Here is a 16,120-nt window from a genome sequence, read left to right as displayed (position 1 = left end):
ATGTCAAATCAAACAGCCATTGCCGTGGGCAGTGCAGTGCCGGATTTCGTTGAGCTGAATCAACTGAGATACAAGGCGTTCGAGCTGTGCGATGAGTGGCAGGAGGAAGTGCTGCCGGGTGTCCAGGATCTTTGCCGGCAGTTGAAGGTTGTCATGCTCGATACCGATCGATCACTTCGGGATGCCGTGCTCAGTGGTACGGTGCTACTGGGCAATAAAGTATTCGCTCACTCCTCCGGCAAGGCGGTTGCAACGAGCAAGATCGCTGAAGTTTCCGAGAAGCAGGCAGCCCTGTGCAGCGGGCTGGCACAGAGAACCTTGCGCCTTGAACTGTTTTCATTGTCAGCAATTGACCAGCAAGTGCTACGCCTGGAGAAGTCAGTTGCCGAGCTCGAGCGGGGCATGCCCGACGAATTGCGAGTACAGGCGTTGGAGACCCAGCACGCGGACATCGTCGAAGCCATCGAGGCGTTCAATACTCCTACTGTCACCAAAGCCTTCAAGGGCCTGATCCCCAGTGAAGAGGACATTGATGCCGCTTCTGCGCTGTTCAAGGATCCGAGTGTCGACCCGAAGCTGTTGAAGTTTCTATCTCGTAAGTTGCAATCCCATCTGGACGCGCTCGAGGGCGCACAGACGTTCCATGAGTTGACCCAGGTACGCAAGCGGCTCTACGAGAAACTTCAGGAAGCCAGGCAGCTACGCGCTGACGCGCAAATGCGTAAAGACAAAACCCTGCGCGAACTGGGGGCGACCCGGGCATTGGCCGGTGTCGGTGCGATCAAGGATCAGTGGTTGCAATTGGTGCGCAAGGTCGAGGAGTACTGGCAATACTGCTCAAGCTTGCTCGCGGCAGGCATGGACAGCGACAAGGCGCTGATTGCGCTGGAGGACCTGTACCACTACCTGCAAGCGGTACAAAAGGCCTTCGAGCGCGCGTAGGCCGGTCACTGAACGGTGATTGCACAATCGAAGGTTTGCACGGGCCGCACTTCAGGGGCCCACGGCTGCTGATAGACCAATACCAAATGCCCTTCCCCAGCAGCGCGGGCTTCGAAGCGCCAGGAGGAAATGCCCGCGCTGCCAACGATACCGGCATCCTCGGGGGCGCTGTAAACCTCGGGGCCGAGGCTACGCAGTACATTCGAGGCGGGGTTCTGCACCAACCAGCGGTATCCGGTGGTGGGGTTGCTGGGCAGGGTCAGGGTCAGCGCCTGACCGACCTGCAGCCGCTTGGGGCATTCGCTTTCAGCGTCGAGTTGGACGGATTGCCTGGGCTGCTGGGCGCAGGCAGTCAGCAGGGCGAGGCTCAGGGGAACGAGCAGACGTGGGGCGGCCATGTTGGCTCCGAAGGCTGGCGATGGCCTGAGGATAACCGAACCACATGCAGATTTGTGCTACCTACCGGTATAGGCCGCTTCGCGGTTCGCGCCGCGAAGAGGCCTGCACAGAATCAAAACAGCACTTTCGCCACGTCGGCAAAGCGCTTGGCGAAATGCACCGTCAAGCCTTCGCGCAGGTAGTCGGGCAGTTCCTCGAAGTCGCCGCGGTTGGCCTCAGGCAGGATCAGCTCGAAGATCTTCTGTCGCTTGGCGGCAATCACCTTCTCACGCACACCGCCAATCGGCAGCACCTGGCCAGTGAGGGTCAGTTCACCGGTCATCGCTACGCCTTTTTTCGGCGCTTGGTCGCGTGCCAACGACAACAAGGCGCTGGCCATGGTAACCCCGGCGCTCGGGCCATCCTTGGGCGTGGCGCCCTCGGGCACGTGCAGGTGGATGAAGGCTTCGTTGAAATAGCCTGGGTCGCCACCAAACTGCTTGAGGTTGGAGCTGACGTAGCTGTAGGCGATTTCGGCGGACTCCTTCATCACATCACCCAGTTTGCCGGTCAATTTGAAACCGCGGTTGAGGGTGTGAATGCGGGTGGCTTCGATCGGCAGCGTGGCGCCGCCCATGCTGGTCCAGGCCAGGCCGGTGATCACGCCCTTGCCGGCCAGTACCTGTTCGCTGCGGAACACCGGCATGCCGAGCGCGGCCTCCAGGTCCTTGCTGCCAATCTTGAGTTTGGCATCGGGGTTTTCCAGCAACTTGACCACGGCCTTGCGCACCAGTTTGCCCAGTTGTTTTTCCAGCTGCCGCACGCCGGCCTCGCGGGCATAACCCTCGATCACGGTGCGCAGGGCACTGTCGCTGATGCTCAGGCTGGTCTTGGCCACGCCGGCCTTGTCCAGCTGCTTGGGCCACAGGTGGCGCTTGGCGATGGCCAGTTTTTCTTCGGTGATGTAGCCGGAGAGGCGGATTACTTCCATGCGGTCGAGCAAGGGCCCGGGGATCGAGTCGAGGGTGTTGGCGGTGCAGACGAACAGCACCTTGGACAGGTCCAGGCGCAGGTCGAGGTAGTGGTCGAGGAAGTCGACGTTCTGCTCGGGGTCGAGGGTTTCGAGCAGCGCCGAAGCCGGGTCGCCCTGGTAGCTCTGGCCCATCTTGTCGATCTCGTCGAGCATGATGACCGGGTTCATCACTTCTACATCTTTCAGTGCCTGCACCAGCTTGCCCGGTTGGGCGCCGATGTAGGTGCGGCGGTGGCCCTTGATTTCCGCTTCGTCGCGCATGCCACCGACACTGAAGCGGTAGAACGGCCGGCCGAGCGATTCGGCGATGGACTTGCCGATGCTGGTCTTGCCCACACCGGGCGGTCCCACCAGCAGCACGATCGAGCCGCTGATCTCGCCTTTCCAGGCACCCACGGCGAGGAATTCGAGAATGCGTTCCTTGATGTCGTCAAGGCCTGCGTGGTGTTGGTCGAGCACCTTGCGGGCGTGCTTGAGGTCGAGCTTGTCCTTGCCGTAAACGCCCCACGGCAGGGCGGTGGCCCAGTCGAGGTAGTTGCGGGTCACGGCGTATTCCGGCGAGCCGGTCTCGAGGATCGACAGCTTGCCAATCTCTTCGTCAATGCGCTTCTGGGCTTGCGCGGGCAAGGTCTTGCCTTCCAGGCGTTGCTCGAACTGTTCGAGGTCGGCGCTGCGGTCGTCTTTGGTCAGGCCCAGCTCTTGCTGGATGACCTTGAGCTGCTCCTTGAGGAAGAACTCGCGCTGGTGTTCGCCGATCTGGCGATTGACCTCGGCCGAGATCTCGTTCTGCAGGCGCGCCACCTCGACCTCTTTGCGCAGCATCGGCAGTACCTTTTCCATGCGCTTGAGCATGGGTACGCAGTCGAGTACTTCCTGCAGCTGGGTGCCGGTGGCCGAGGTCAGGGCCGCGGCAAAGTCGGTCAGCGGCGAAGGGTCATTGGGGCTGAAGCGGTTGAGGTAGTTCTTCAGCTCTTCGCTATAAAGCGGGTTCAGCGGCAGCAGCTCTTTGATCGCATTGATCAGCGCCATGCCGTAGGCCTTGACCTCATCGGTAGGCTCGGCGGGTTGGCGCGGGTATTCCACCTCGACCAGGTAGGGCGGGCGATGGTGCTTGAGCCAGGTGCGGATGCGTACGCGGGTCAGGCCCTGGGCGACGAACTGCAGTTTGCCGTTTTCACGGCTGGCATGATGCACCTTGACCAAGGTGCCGTACTCCGGCAGCGCCGAGGTGTCGAAATGGCGGTGGTCTTCGGGCGGCGTGTCCATGAAGAACAGCGCCAGGCAGTGGTCCGGCGTCTTGGCCACCAGGTCGAGGGTCTCGGCCCAGGGCTCTTCGTTGACGATCACCGGCAACACTTGGGCGGGGAAGAACGGGCGGTTGTGGATCGGGATCACGTAGACCTTGTCCGGCAGCTGTTGGCCAGGCAGTGCGAGGGCGTGGCCGGGTACGGCCTGGGTGTCGGTATGCTCGACTTCGCTGTGTTCGTCGGGGTGTTCCGGGAAATCCTGCTGGTCGTTCATGGTGCACCTGCGTGAATGACTATGGTGCTTAGATGGGGCGCGGGGGGATGGGTTTCAAGCTTCGCGTTAGAAGCTGCAAGCTCCAAAAAAAAACGGGGCCATGCAGGCCCCGCTTTCTCTTGTGGCTTGTAGCTTGCCGCTAGAAGCTTAGTCGGCGAGTTTGTAAGCGATGATGTAATCACCCATCTTGGTGCCCAGCGAGCCGTGGCCACCAGCGGTCACCAGCACATACTGCTTGCCGTCTTTGCCGCTGTAAGTCATCGGCGTGGCCTGGCCACCGGCCGGCAGGCGGGCTTTCCACAGTTCCTTGCCGTTGTTGGTGTCGTAGGCACGCAGGTACTGGTCCAGGGTGCCGCTGAGGAAGCCGACGCCGCCAGCGGTGACGATCGAACCACCCATGCTCGGTACACCCACCGGCAGGCCGATCGGCACCGGGGTGCTGTCACGGGTGGTGCCGTTCTTGTGCTTCCACACGACCTTGTTGGTGAACAGGTCGATGGCCGCGACATAGCCCCAGGCCGGTGCCTGGCACGGTACGCCCAGCGGCGACATGAAGGGGTGCATGGTCACGGCATACGGTGCGCCGGTGTTCGGCTGCACGCCGCTGGTTTCGCTCTCGCGCTTGCTGCCGGCGGCCACTTGCTCGCGTGGCACCATCTTCGACACGAACGCCATGTAGTTGGGCGAGGTGAACAGCAACTGGCGCACAGGGTCGACCGACACGCTGCCCCAGTTGAACACGCCGACGTTGCCCGGATAGATCAGCGACCCCTGCTCGGACGGCGGGGTGTACTGGCCTTCGTAACGCAGTTCGCGGAACTGGATGCGGCACAGCATCTGGTCGAACGGCGTGGCACCCCACATGGCCTGTTCGGTCAGCTCAGGGCCGAGCAGGTTGAGGTCGGAGCGGGCCTGGGTTGGCGAGGTGTGGTCGCCTTTCACCGCGCCTTGTGGCGTCGGGATTTCGCGGATCGGCACGATCGGTGTGCCGTCGCGGCGGTCCAGCACATACAGGCTGCCCTGTTTGGTCGGCACGATGATCGCCGGTTTCACGCCGTCGGCGGTCTTGAGGTGGACCAGGGTCGGCTGGCTGCCGACGTCCATGTCCCACAAGTCGTGGTGGGTGAACTGGTAGTTCCAGCGGGCCTTGCCGGTGGCCAGGTCGAGGGCGACCACGCCGGCGCTGTACTTTTCGGCGCCCGGGGTGCGGTCGGCGCCCCACTGGTCTGGGGTCTGGTTGCCCAGCGGCAGGTAGATCATGCCCAGGTTTTCATCGACGCTGGCGATCGACCACATGTTGGCCGAGTTGCGGCTGTAGGTTTTGCCGGGTGCCAGTGGCTTGGTGTCGTCCGGGTTGTTGCTGTCCCAGTTCCACACCAGGTGGCCGTCGTGCACATCATAGGCGCGGATGACGCCGGACGGCTCGTTGGTCGACTCGTTGTCGGTAACATGGCCGCCGATGATCACCAGATCACGAGTAATCGCCGCAGGCGAAGTGGAGTAGTAGCCGCCAGCGGTGAACGGGCCGATACCGGTGGTCAGGTCGATCACGCCTTGGTTGGCGAAGCCTTCGCAGACCTTGCCGTTGTCGGCGTTGATGGCGATCAGGCGGGCGTCGGCGGTGGGCAGGTACAGGCGGCGCGGGCAGGCCTGGGCGACGGCCTGGCCGGCGTCGGTGATTTTCGGTGCCGGGCTGCCGTCACGGCTGACGTAGTTGTTCTCGTCATAGTACGAAACGCCACGGCAGGTCATGTGGGCGAAGCCCTTGAAGGTGCCGACCGGGCTCTTGACCTGAGGGTCGTAGCGCCAGATCTCCGCGCCGGTGTCCGGGTCCAGGGCCAGCAGCTTGCTGTGCGCGGTGCAGGCGTAGAGCATGCCGTTGACCTTCAACGGGGTGTTCTGGTTGGTCAGCTCCACCGGGTCGTTGTCGGTCGGCAGGTCGCCGGTACGGATGCGCCAGGCTTCTTCCAGGCGGTAGGCGTTCTGCGGGGTGATCTGGCGCAGTGGCGAGTAGCGGTCGCCATGCTCGGTGCGGCCGTAGGCCTGCCATTCGCCGTCGGGCATGGCGGGCGCGGCACTGGCCATCTCGCTGCTCTCGCGGCCGATTTCGCCGAACACTTCACCGGGGTGGGTGAACTGGCTACCCAGGGCACAGGCGCCAGAGGCCAGCACTGCAACGCCGAGCAGCGCGGTGTTGGCCTTGGCTGCCGGGCCAATCAGCGGGCGACGCGCCCATGGCAGCAGCAGAACCACGCCGATGGCGAACCAGATGGCCAGGCGCGGTACCAATTGCCACCAGTCAAGGCCCACTTCCAGCAATGCCCAGGCCGTGCTGCCGAGCAGCACCAGGCCATACAGCCCAAGGGCGATGCGGCGCTGGGCTAGCAGCAGGATGCCGGACAAGGCAAAGCCGATGCCTGCGATCAGGTAGTACAGCGATCCGCCCAGCTGGCTCAGCTTGATACCGCCAGCCAGCAGGGCCAGGCCCATCAGCAGCAGCAGCACGCCCAGAAGGCGCGGTAGCCAGCGGGTTCCATTCTTGGCACCTTCAGTGCTCATCGTAGGTTCTCCGTTAGGTCAAAAAGTGGGTTCAGAAACTGCTCTGGATTTTCAGGCCGCCGATCAGGGCGCCGTCCACCTGCGACACCCCGCCCGGATGGCGGATGTACTGCAGGTTGGGGCGCACCGTGAGCCAGTCGGCCAGGTGAATGCCGTAGTACAGCTCGGCGCTGTACTCGGTGTCCTGCACAGGCAGGAAACCAGGGTTGTCGTAGTCGTCGAGGCCGGCGGCCTGGTTGGCCAGGCGGGCGTTCTTGCGATAGGCCGGGTTGACGTGCACGCGGGCAAGGGCGAAGCCGATGTCGTCCTTGGCGCGGGCATCGAAAGGCCCTTTGTATACCAGTCCTGCCTGAACATAGTTGTCGATGGCATTGGTCTTCTTGTCGTGCAAAGTGGCGTTGGCGAACAGGCTCAGGCCGCGCGACTGATCGGACGCCAGCGAGGTGACCTGCTGCTGGGCGCCGAGCCACATGCCGTGCTTGCTCGAACGGCTGCGGTAGGCGGCGCCACTGAGGGCGGCCGGCTGGCCGTTGCTGTCGTCGAGCACATCCTGTGCCTTGGCATTACTGTAGTAGTAGCCGGCGCGATATTCCCCTTTCAGGCCATTGACCCGTGGGCTCCACACCAGTTCGATCGGCATGATCGCGCCCTGGGTGCCGCTGCCGCTGAGCTTGAAACCGTTGCCCGATTCCAGGTTGGAGGGGTTCTGCTCGTACACGCCGACCTGGGCATACAGGGTGTCGGCCAGGTTGTAGCGCACGCGCAGGGCCCACTGGCTGACCGGCCAGTTGTACCAGATGCCGCCGACCCAGTTGCCCACCTGTGAGCCGCAGAAGGCCAGGTTCTGGAAGTCGCAGGGGACGCTGTTGAAGTCTTCACCTTCACCGAAGCGGCCGAATTTGACGTCCAGCGCGCCGTCGAAATACTTCTGTTTCACCCACAGCTGCGTGAGCCGCCAGGTTTCACCACGGCCCCAGACTTCCTGGGCGGAAGTGAAGCCGCCGACGCGTGGGTCGTTGATACGGTCGTTGCTGATGTTGTCGCCGTGGCGCTCGGTGAGGGTCAGTTGGAACTCGGTGTCGTTCCAGCCGAAAATTTTCTGCAGGTCCAGGTGGCTGCCGAAGGTGAACTGGTCGCTGTAGCGCGCGGTGCGATCGTGGTCGTAACCACCGTGCAGGTTGCTGCCCATCTCGCCGGTGTAGCCGAGGGTGAAGTCGTAACCTTTTGCCTGCAATTCACTGCGGGTACCGCCCCAGTCGCCCAGCATCCAGGGGGAATCGCTGGCGAACATCTCGCTGGCGCTGGTGGGGGCGGCAAGTGTGGTCAAGGCGAGGCCGATGAAACAGTTTTTGGGCAACAGAAACATGAGATAGCGCTATCTTTTGATTATTGAACAAACGGCAAGGGCATCGAAGGGCGAGCCCGTCAATGGAAATGGCAACAAGGTGGATTCGATGAAGCGATTCAGCTTGCGGCGGGGAGGATATAGGGGAAGTTGTAAGAAAAAAAGACAAATTGTCGCAGTTGATTGTTGTTGAACTTGTAACAGTGTCCCAGGCGGTACTGACGTTTGCCCACCCTGTGGGACCGGTTGACCCGCGAAGGGGCGCACAGCGCCCCCCCGGGGACTTCAAAACGACGTACGCAACCCGACTTGCACACTGCGCCCAGGCGCTGGCGCGATGTCCCGTAGAATCGAACTGGCATAACGTACCGTCTGGTCTGTCAGGTTTTCACCCCGCACAAACGCCAACCACTGGCTTTGCCCGATGTCGAAGCGGTAGCCCACGCTGGCGCCCAGCGTGGTATAGCCATCGGTGCTTGTCTCATTGCCCGGCTTGCGATGTTGCGACGAGGCGTGCTGCACATCGACCCGCGCCTGCCAACGATCCAGCTCCCAGACCAGCCCGCTGTTCAACCGCAGCGGTGCGATACGCGGCAGTGGCTCGCCACTGTCGAGGTTCTTGGCCCGGGTGTAGTCGCCGGACAGTTCCAGCGCGAAGCTGCCGTAACGGTTCTGCACCAGTTGCCAGCGGTCTTGCGCTTCGATGCCATAGAAGCGCGCGCGTACGCCCTGATACTGGTATTCCGGGAAGCCGCCGTGGTCGTGGTCATGATCGTGATCATGGTCATCTTCGCCATGGTCGTGGTCATGGCCTTCACGCAGGTTGCCCGTGCCGATCAGGCCAATGTAATTGCGAAAGTGGCTGTAGAACACGCCGACACTGCCCTTGTGGGTGCCATTGTCGAAGCGCAGGGCCAGGTCGGCGGAAATGGCCTTTTCCTTGTTCAGGCTGGCATCGCCCACCTCAAAGGCCCCCGTGGCCACATGCGCACCGTTGGCATACAACTCATAGAAGGTGGGGGCGCGTTCGGTGTAGGCCAGGTTGGCGGCCAACGACCATATGGGGTCGAGTTGATACACCGCCCCCGATGACAGGCTGAAAGCATTGAAACTGCTGGCGCTGTCAGCGGCGGAAAAGGTTTCGTTGCCCTTGGCATCTGGGTCGACCCGGGTGTGTTCCAGACGCGCGCCCAGGCTCAGGTTCAGGCGCTCGGTGGCCTGCCATTGTTCGAGCATGAACAGCGCCAGGCTGTCGGTATCGGTCTGCGGCACAAAAGCCTCCTCGCCGAGTGCCGAGAACTCGTTGCGGCTGACCTGGGCGCCGATCACCCCTTCAACGGGCCCGAGCGGCTGATGGCGTGCCTCGATGCGCGCCTCGTAACCCTTGTTCTTGAAGGTGGTGTGCACCTCGCCTTGTTCGATCTCGCGGTGTTCGTAGTCGGTATAACCGGCATCGACCTTGACCGAGCTGAACGGGCCGTCCAGGTCACGCAGTTCGGAGGCGAACCCGTAGTGATCCTGTTGCATGTCCAGGCGTACGCCAGGCTCGGCCACCGAGCCGTAGTTGCTGTCATAGCGGCTGTATGACAAGCCGGCATAACCGTGATCCCAGTGGTAGGCGCCGCCGATCGCTCCGCCATCCTGGCGCCCGTCGCTGTTCTGCAGGCGGTGCTTGCTGCCCGGCTCGTCGGCATCCCGTACTTTAGAGCTGCGGGCGTAGCCGGGGATGCGCAGGTCGTTGAACTGGCGGCTGTTGGCGTCCAGGTGCAGGGCGAAGGCGCCGTTGCCGGCCTCCAGTTTGCCGGCGCTGCTGCGGGTGGTGTCGGCACCGCCATAACGCAGCTCGCCAGCGCCGTGGATGCCTTCGATGGGGGCATCGGGGATGCGGTTGTCGAACGTATTGACCACCCCGCCGATCGCATTGCCGCCATACAGCAGGGCGGCGGGGCCGCGGACGATTTCGACGCGCTCCACGGTCACCGGGTCGAGCGGCACGGCGTGGTCGTAGGACAGCGACGACGCATCCAGGGCGCCGACGCCGTTGCGCAGAATGCGAATGCGGTCGCCGTCCAGGCCGCGGATCATCGGGCGGCTGGCGCCTGGACCGAACCAGGTAGAGGCGACACCGGACTGTTTGTTCAGGGTTTCACCGAGGCTGCCTTGTTGCTGCAGCAGCAGGTCGTCGCCTTCGAGCACTGTACTTGGGGCGGCCAGCTGGCGGTTGCCCAACGGGTTGGCGGTGATCACCTGGGGTTCGAGTTCAACGGCCTGGCTGGGGGATGAGGCCAGCCAGAGCGCGACGGCGAGGGGGGAGAGGCGGAGCGGGATGTACAGCATGGGGATGGGGCGTTCCTTGGCAGAGGCGGTTGTAATGTAACTGTATAACATTGCTATTTCATCACAAGGGTTTTGCCTCTGGCCAGCGGTTTTTCAAGCGGCTTGAGGTTGCCCGGCCACTACACTCGTGTAAGGTGCGCACCTTTCCCACGCTGGAGCACTGGCATGAGCATGGCCCAACACAACGCGCTGCACGGCAAGACCCTGGAGCAGATCCTCACCGAGCTGGTGGCTCACTACCAATGGCAGGGCCTTGCCGAGCGCGTCGACGTGCGCTGCTTCAAGAGCAACCCGACCATCAAGTCGAGCCTGACTTTTCTGCGCAAGACCCCTTGGGCGCGGGAGAAGGTCGAGCAGCTGTACGTGAAGCTGCAGCGCAACGCCTGAGATGCGGCGCCACCCGTGGCTGTGCCTGGCCGCCGTGCTCGGCTGGTTCGGCCTGGCCGTGCAGGTCTACCTGGTATTGCTGGCGCGCTGGCAGGAGCAGGCCAGCCTGATTGGCGGCCTGGTCAACGTGTTCGGCTACTTCACCGTGTTGACCAACACCCTGGTGGCGACGGTGCTGAGTTATGCGGCATTCGGCCGGGAGGGTCGCGCCAGGCGCTTCTTTCTACTGCCGTCGGTGAGTTCTGCTGTAGCGGCCAGTATCGTGCTGGTGGCGCTGGCCTACAGCGTGCTGTTGCGCCACCTGTGGCAGCCCGAGGGCTGGCAGTGGCTGGCGGACGAGTTGCTGCACGATGTGATGCCCGCGCTGTTCGTGGTGTACTGGTGGTTTGCCGTGCCCAAGGGCAGGTTGCGGCTGTGGCACCTGGCGGCCTGGGCGCTGTACCCGGCGCTGTATTTTGCCTATGCACTGTGGCGGGGGAGTGAGATTGGCGTGTATGCCTACCCGTTCATCGACGTGGCGAGCCTCGGGTATGGGCGGGTGATGCTCAATGCGCTGGGGGTGTTGGCGGGGTTCTGGGCGATTGGCCTGGTGCTGCTTGGCCTGGACCGGTGGCGCGGCCGCTCTGTCATGGAACAACCGCTAAATCATTGATTTAGCGGGGTTCTGGTGACTGTCAGGTTGTTTGTACCCGGGCCCATCACGCGTCGTCCGCAGTACCGTCGGCGCGCCAGTAGGCAGCCGCTTTCAGCGCATCTTCCTGCACGCCTTTCTCCAGCAACAAGGCCTTGGCCTGGCGGGTCAGGGCTTTTTCCAGGGCTACCCAACCGTACAGCCTGCCTTGCGGCAAGGTCAGGTTCTTCAGCAGCGCCAGCAGGTCTTCTTCCTGGCGCCGTACCCAGATCACGTCCACTTGTGCCTTGCTCGGCAGCGGCTGGCGCTCCTGTTCGTCTTCGATCTGGATCACCGCCAGCACCTGGCGGCCCGCAGGCAGTTCTTCCAGGCGCCGCCCGATTGCAGGAATCGCGGTTTCGTCACCGATCAGCAAGTAGCTGTCGAAGATGTCCGGTACCACCATCGAGGCCCGTGGGCCGGCGATGTTCAGGTACTGGCCCGGTGTAGCCTGGGCGGCCCAGGTGGAGGCAGGGCCATCACCGTGCAGAACGAAGTCAAGGTCCAGCTCATGGCCGACCAGGTCGATACGCCGTGGGGTGTATTCACGCATGGTGGGGCGTGCGCCACCTTCACGACCCAGATTGCGCGCTTCGATCGCTTGCTGTTGCTCCGGCGTTTCGGCAAACAGCAGCTTCACATGGTCGTCAGTGCCGACGCTGGTAAAGCCTTCCAGTTCCGCACCCCCCAGGGTGATACGGCGCATGCGCGGGGTCAGGTCGGTGACGCGCAGCACCTCGAGGCGGCGTTGGCGTATCTCGTGGTTGACGCGGTGAATGGTGTCACTCATGGGGTGTTCTCCGAAACAGGGTTGGCCGGCCCGGAGGCGATGGCCTTGGCAGTGGTGTTGAGCAGGTCGCGGACGCGCTCGATTTCTTCGGGTGTCCAGCGCCCGCTGTGCATGTGCAGGGCATGGCGCAGGTTGCCGACCGCCTCGTGGATCTCGGGTGGGCGGTCGTGGCCGCGCAGGGCGCGCTTGCTGACTTCGATGCGCATGCGCACGCCGTCAAGGGCCACAGCTTGTTCGGCCAGGGCGTTGCGGCCGGCATCGGTGATGACATAGAGGCGTTTGCTGCCCTGGGGCTGGCCGCTGATCAGCTCGGCTTCCTCAAGGAAGTTGAGGGTCGGGTAGATGACGCCGGGGCTTGGACTGTAGCTGCCGTCGAACTGGTTCTCGATCTGGCGGATCAGGTCGTAACCGTGGCCAGGTTGCTCAGCCAGCAAGGCCAGCATCAGCAGCTTGAGGTCGCCGGGGGCGAATACGCGTGGGCCGCGTTCGCCGCGGCCGGGGCGTCGCTCGAAAGGGTCGTGGGGTGAATGTTCGCGCATGATCATGGGCTCCGTCTTGTGCGATATATCTTAAGATATTACTCAAGATATATCTAAAGACAAGCCCTAGATGCAGATGATTATCAACTAAATAGTTGATGGGTTATTCCCATGCATGGCTACCTGGGGCGCTTTGCACTCATTCGGGTTGCCCGGTTGCAGGTATGGCATGAGGATCGGTGCCATGCCCTTGAGCACCTGCACCGGCAATGCCGAGGTAAATTTGAAGGCTTCCGCCGTGCGCCCCGGTACGAATGCGGTCAATGTGCCGAAGTGGTTATCGCCCAGGAAGAACACGAACGTGGCAGTGCGGTTCAGCGAACGCGAGCCGATCAAGCGGCCGCCAGCGCCGAAGCTTTCGATGCGGTTGTCGCCGGTCCCGGTCTTGCCGCCCATCACCAGCGGCGTGCCGTCTTGCAGCTTGAAACTGCCGGAAATACGCCGCGCGGTACCCGCGTCTACCACTTGCGACATGGCCCCTTTGAGCGCACGAGCAACCTCCACCGGCAAGATCCGTTGGCCGCGGTCCGGGTCACTCACCAGCTTGGTCTCGTAGGGCGTGTTATCGGCGAAGTGCAGGGTATCGATGCGCAACGTGGGCAGGCGCACGCCGTCGTTCTGGATGATGCCGACCAGCTCGGAGAGGGCGGCCGGGCGGTCGCCCGAGCTGCCGATGGCGGTGGCCAGTGACGGCACCAGATGGTCGAACGGATAGCCCACGCGCTTCCAGCGTTGGTGGATGTCGAGGAACGCTTCGATCTCGACCATGGTGCGGATGCGGCTGTCGCGGGCGCCCTGGTGACGGCTCTTGAACAACCAGCCGTACACCTCCTGGCGTTCGAAGCGGCTGGCATTGACCATTTCGGTCAGCGTCGAGCTTGGGTGTTTGAGCAGGTAGCCGAGCAGCCACAGGTCGAGGGGGTGGACCTTGGCGATGTAACCCTGGTCGGGCAAGTCGTACTTGCCTGGGCCGTAGGCGTCGTACATCTCCGACAGGCGACCGTCGGTCAGCTTGCCCAGGGCGATCTTGTCGTCCTTGCTGTGGGCGCGCACAAACGCATTGAAGGTTTCCTGGCCGGCTTCGGGGAACAGGTAACGGTGCACTGCCGCCAGGCGCTGTGGGGTCACGCGCATGCTGTCGAGGAAGGTGTCCAGGCGCTGCTGCGAGGTCTTGCGCTGGTACTTCTTCCAGAACCGCATCAGGTAGTTGGTGCCTTCCTTGTCGGCAAAGCGGGCCAGGTATTCCTGGCGGCGTGGGTCGGCGTCGTCCTTGAGCAGCGGTACCCGGTTGAACGGCTGCTGGTAGGTCACATAACGCACCACGTCGCGCATCAGCCGGATGAACGGCAGGTTGATCGACTCGCGCAGGGCAATCTTCAGGGTCGGGTTGCGGCCGTTGTCTTCCTTGCGGAAGTTGTTGAACACGTGCATGCCCCCCCCGGTGAAGAAGGCTTCGCCGGTATTGGCCGAATACTTGCGTTCCAGGGCGGCGTCGAGCATCGCATCGAGGTTCTGGTTTTTGCTGTTTTGCATCAGCCATTCCAGCGACCACTGGGTGAGGCGGTCCAGTTCGGCCACCTCGACCTTTTTCAGCTCGGCAGCAGGTTTGCCGGCGTACTTGTCGTGCAACTCCGCAATGATCTCAAGGTAGGTGGTGAGCACCCGCAGCTTGGCGGTAGAACCCAACTCCAGCTTGCTGCCTTCGTTGATGTCGAAGGGCTGGTCGGTGCTGTCCGTCTGCACCCGCACCCGCGAGCCGTCTTCGGTGCGCTCGAACAGCGTGAAGCTGTAGCGCACCTGGTCGGTGGTCTTGGCGGTCAGCAGGCGCTCGCCGATCAGCCCGATCTGTGCCGCAAACTCGGGGTCGGAGAGGTTTTTCAGGTACTGGCTTACTTGCATCTGCAGGTCGGCCTGCAAGGTGCTGGTGGCCGACAGGTCGAGGCGGTCGAGGTCGTACAGCGGGCGGTTGAGCATGGCCGCCAGGCGATTACGGGCCAGGCTGATGCCTTTGTTGGTGATGATCGGAACGATGGTCGGTTGCGCCACCCAGTCGCGATACACCGCCTTGCTGGCCAGCGCCGCGTCGGCCAGCGGCTGGTCGATGACTTGGTTGGCGGCGAGTACGCGAACATGCGAGTCGGTGAGTTCGGCCAGTTCGACCCGGCCTTTGGACAGGTAATGCGAGGGGCGGCGCTGGGCGATCATCAACGACAGCACCTGGCGCAGGGCCAGGCCACGCGCGGCCAGGCTTTCAGGGTCCTGGGCGGTCGAGGTCAGGGCCTGGTTGACCTGGTCGAAATCGGCGCCGTACCACACCCGCAGGCCCTCAGCCATGCCATGCACTTCGCCGTGGCCCGGCACAGCCGAAAGCGGCACGCTGTTGAGGTAGTCGCGCACGATGCGCTGGCGCGCCTCGGTGGTGTCCGGGCCGCCTTGATAGGCACGCACGCTGGCAGAAATCATCTGGCGAATCTTCTCGGCGCCAGAAACGGTCAGGCCGTCCGGTGAGTGGCGGTACTTCTCAAGCTGCGTCGCCAGGGTACTGCCGCCAGCCGACTGGCCGGGCAGGGCAAAGTACTTGGCCACTTGGCTGTAGGCCGCCTTGGCGAAGCGCGGCCAGTCGACCGCAGGGTTGTTGCGCGGGTCCTTGCTGTCGAGCAGGTCGCGGTTTTCGATGAACAACAGGCTGTTGACGATCACCGGCGGGATCGCCGCAAAGTCCGGGTACAGGTGTTGCGGGTAGTTGTACTGGTAGAGCGTGTCGCCACGGCAGTCGGTGATCGACAGGCCGGCCTGGATCTTCTCGATATAGGGGGCGAACAGGCCGTGATCGACGTAGTCCATCAACGCTGGCGAGAATTTCACCTGTTCGCTGATCAGGTAGTCGCGCTTGAGCAACCGCGGCAGGAATTCGCCTAGCGCGCTGTAGCCCAGGCGTTTGTCGAAGGGGCCTTCACCGGGGTAGACGATGGCATCGCTGGGCCCTGGCTGCAGCGAATAGGTCAGGGTGGTGGCCAGTTTGCTGAATTCCCGCGATTGCAGGTTGGAGGTGCGGAATTCGTCATAGGCGGCAAAGCCGAGGGCGATGATGGCCACCAGCAGGATGAGGATGATCAGCCGCCACCAGAGCCGACGCTGACGTGGGGACTTTACAGGTGGCATCTCGGCCGGAGGGGTTGCGGGTGCTTCCGTTCTGGTTGGTTCCGATTGCCACAGTGCGCCCATAGTCTTCAATCCGGCCAGGTATTTTCGTCTTGCTTGTCTGAAGCTTAGACGTTGACCGGGTTAGGTGAAAAATTTGTAAGAGGGCGAGAAAAGTGGCGTAGGGATATGCGGCTTTGGTGTGGGTTTCGGGGTGAGGCGATGTTGTTAAGGTGGCTACAGGATTTTTACGGCGGCTTCGCAGCCCTTGTCGCGCCTCAAGGCCGCGCCCACAGGGGCGAGATTTCTCGCCGAATTTCCCCGTTTATACAGTGAAAATCCCTACAGGGAGCTTCCTATACTGCTCGCCCCCTTCGCCCTGCCGGACGCTCTACGCCGGCACACGGGCCGGCCCACGAGGCCAGCCCGGCAAGTCTACGTCCCGCCTATCGGCGCGGCCGGTGCTGCACGAAGGTCA

General features: G+C 63.0%; 11 protein-coding genes. 3 read left to right on the top strand and 8 right to left on the bottom strand.

Going from position 1 to position 16,120, the window contains the following annotated elements:
* A complete protein-coding gene (locus PC358_RS22630; RefSeq protein ID WP_033702702.1) occupies nucleotides 1-942 on the top strand; it encodes an alpha-xenorhabdolysin family binary toxin subunit B in 942 nt (313 codons plus the stop codon).
* Nucleotides 943-947: 5 nt separating this feature from the next.
* Here the strand turns inward: PC358_RS22630 and PC358_RS22625 are convergent, their stop codons facing one another.
* From PC358_RS22625 to PC358_RS22605, 5 genes are all read right to left on the bottom strand, one after another.
* Nucleotides 948-1,340, bottom strand: coding sequence for a protease inhibitor I42 family protein (locus PC358_RS22625; protein ID WP_033702701.1), 393 nt, complete (start codon nucleotides 1,338-1,340; stop codon nucleotides 948-950).
* A 113-nt stretch (nucleotides 1,341-1,453) separates the two neighbouring features.
* Nucleotides 1,454-3,874 (bottom strand): endopeptidase La, encoded by a 2,421-nt coding sequence (gene lon, locus PC358_RS22620; protein WP_033702700.1) that lies wholly within the window; start codon nucleotides 3,872-3,874, stop codon nucleotides 1,454-1,456.
* A 147-nt stretch (nucleotides 3,875-4,021) separates the two neighbouring features.
* Nucleotides 4,022-6,433: a glucose/quinate/shikimate family membrane-bound PQQ-dependent dehydrogenase gene (locus PC358_RS22615; protein ID WP_033702699.1), complete on the bottom strand. Its 2,412-nt coding sequence runs from the start codon at nucleotides 6,431-6,433 to the stop codon at nucleotides 4,022-4,024.
* Nucleotides 6,434-6,464: 31 nt separating this feature from the next.
* On the bottom strand, nucleotides 6,465-7,799 hold the full coding sequence (locus PC358_RS22610) for a carbohydrate porin (RefSeq protein WP_033702698.1): 1,335 nt from the start codon (nucleotides 7,797-7,799) through the stop codon (nucleotides 6,465-6,467).
* Between the two features lie 264 nt (nucleotides 7,800-8,063).
* Nucleotides 8,064-10,115 carry a TonB-dependent receptor gene (locus PC358_RS22605; protein WP_033702697.1) on the bottom strand — a complete coding sequence of 684 codons (2,052 nt, stop codon included), beginning with the start codon at nucleotides 10,113-10,115 and terminating at the stop codon, nucleotides 8,064-8,066.
* 165 nt (nucleotides 10,116-10,280) lie between these two features.
* On the opposite strand from PC358_RS22605, the gene PC358_RS22600 reads away from it, so the two are divergent.
* Nucleotides 10,281-10,502: a VF530 family protein gene (locus PC358_RS22600; RefSeq protein ID WP_033702696.1), complete on the top strand. Its 222-nt coding sequence runs from the start codon at nucleotides 10,281-10,283 to the stop codon at nucleotides 10,500-10,502.
* Nucleotide 10,503: 1 nt separating this feature from the next.
* Nucleotides 10,504-11,154 carry a Pr6Pr family membrane protein gene (locus tag PC358_RS22595; protein ID WP_033702695.1) on the top strand — a complete coding sequence of 217 codons (651 nt, stop codon included), beginning with the start codon at nucleotides 10,504-10,506 and terminating at the stop codon, nucleotides 11,152-11,154.
* 46 nt (nucleotides 11,155-11,200) lie between these two features.
* On the opposite strand, the gene PC358_RS22590 is transcribed toward PC358_RS22595, so the two are convergent.
* The 3 genes from PC358_RS22590 to PC358_RS22580 form a co-directional block, all read right to left on the bottom strand.
* Nucleotides 11,201-11,962: a siderophore-interacting protein gene (locus tag PC358_RS22590; protein ID WP_033702694.1), complete on the bottom strand. Its 762-nt coding sequence runs from the start codon at nucleotides 11,960-11,962 to the stop codon at nucleotides 11,201-11,203.
* Nucleotides 11,959-12,501: a PadR family transcriptional regulator gene (locus tag PC358_RS22585; protein WP_095064248.1), complete on the bottom strand. Its 543-nt coding sequence runs from the start codon at nucleotides 12,499-12,501 to the stop codon at nucleotides 11,959-11,961. The genes PC358_RS22590 and PC358_RS22585 overlap by 4 nt, the downstream gene beginning before the upstream one ends.
* An 87-nt stretch (nucleotides 12,502-12,588) precedes the next feature.
* Nucleotides 12,589-15,726 carry a biosynthetic peptidoglycan transglycosylase gene (locus PC358_RS22580; protein WP_033702693.1) on the bottom strand — a complete coding sequence of 1,046 codons (3,138 nt, stop codon included), beginning with the start codon at nucleotides 15,724-15,726 and terminating at the stop codon, nucleotides 12,589-12,591.
* Nucleotides 15,727-16,120: the final 394 nt, after the last annotated feature.

Source organism: Pseudomonas capeferrum (genome assembly GCF_000731675.1).
In the GTDB taxonomy this organism is placed as follows: Bacteria; Pseudomonadota; Gammaproteobacteria; order Pseudomonadales; family Pseudomonadaceae; genus Aquipseudomonas; species Aquipseudomonas capeferrum.
This window is presented reverse-complemented; position numbering and strand designations above follow the sequence as displayed.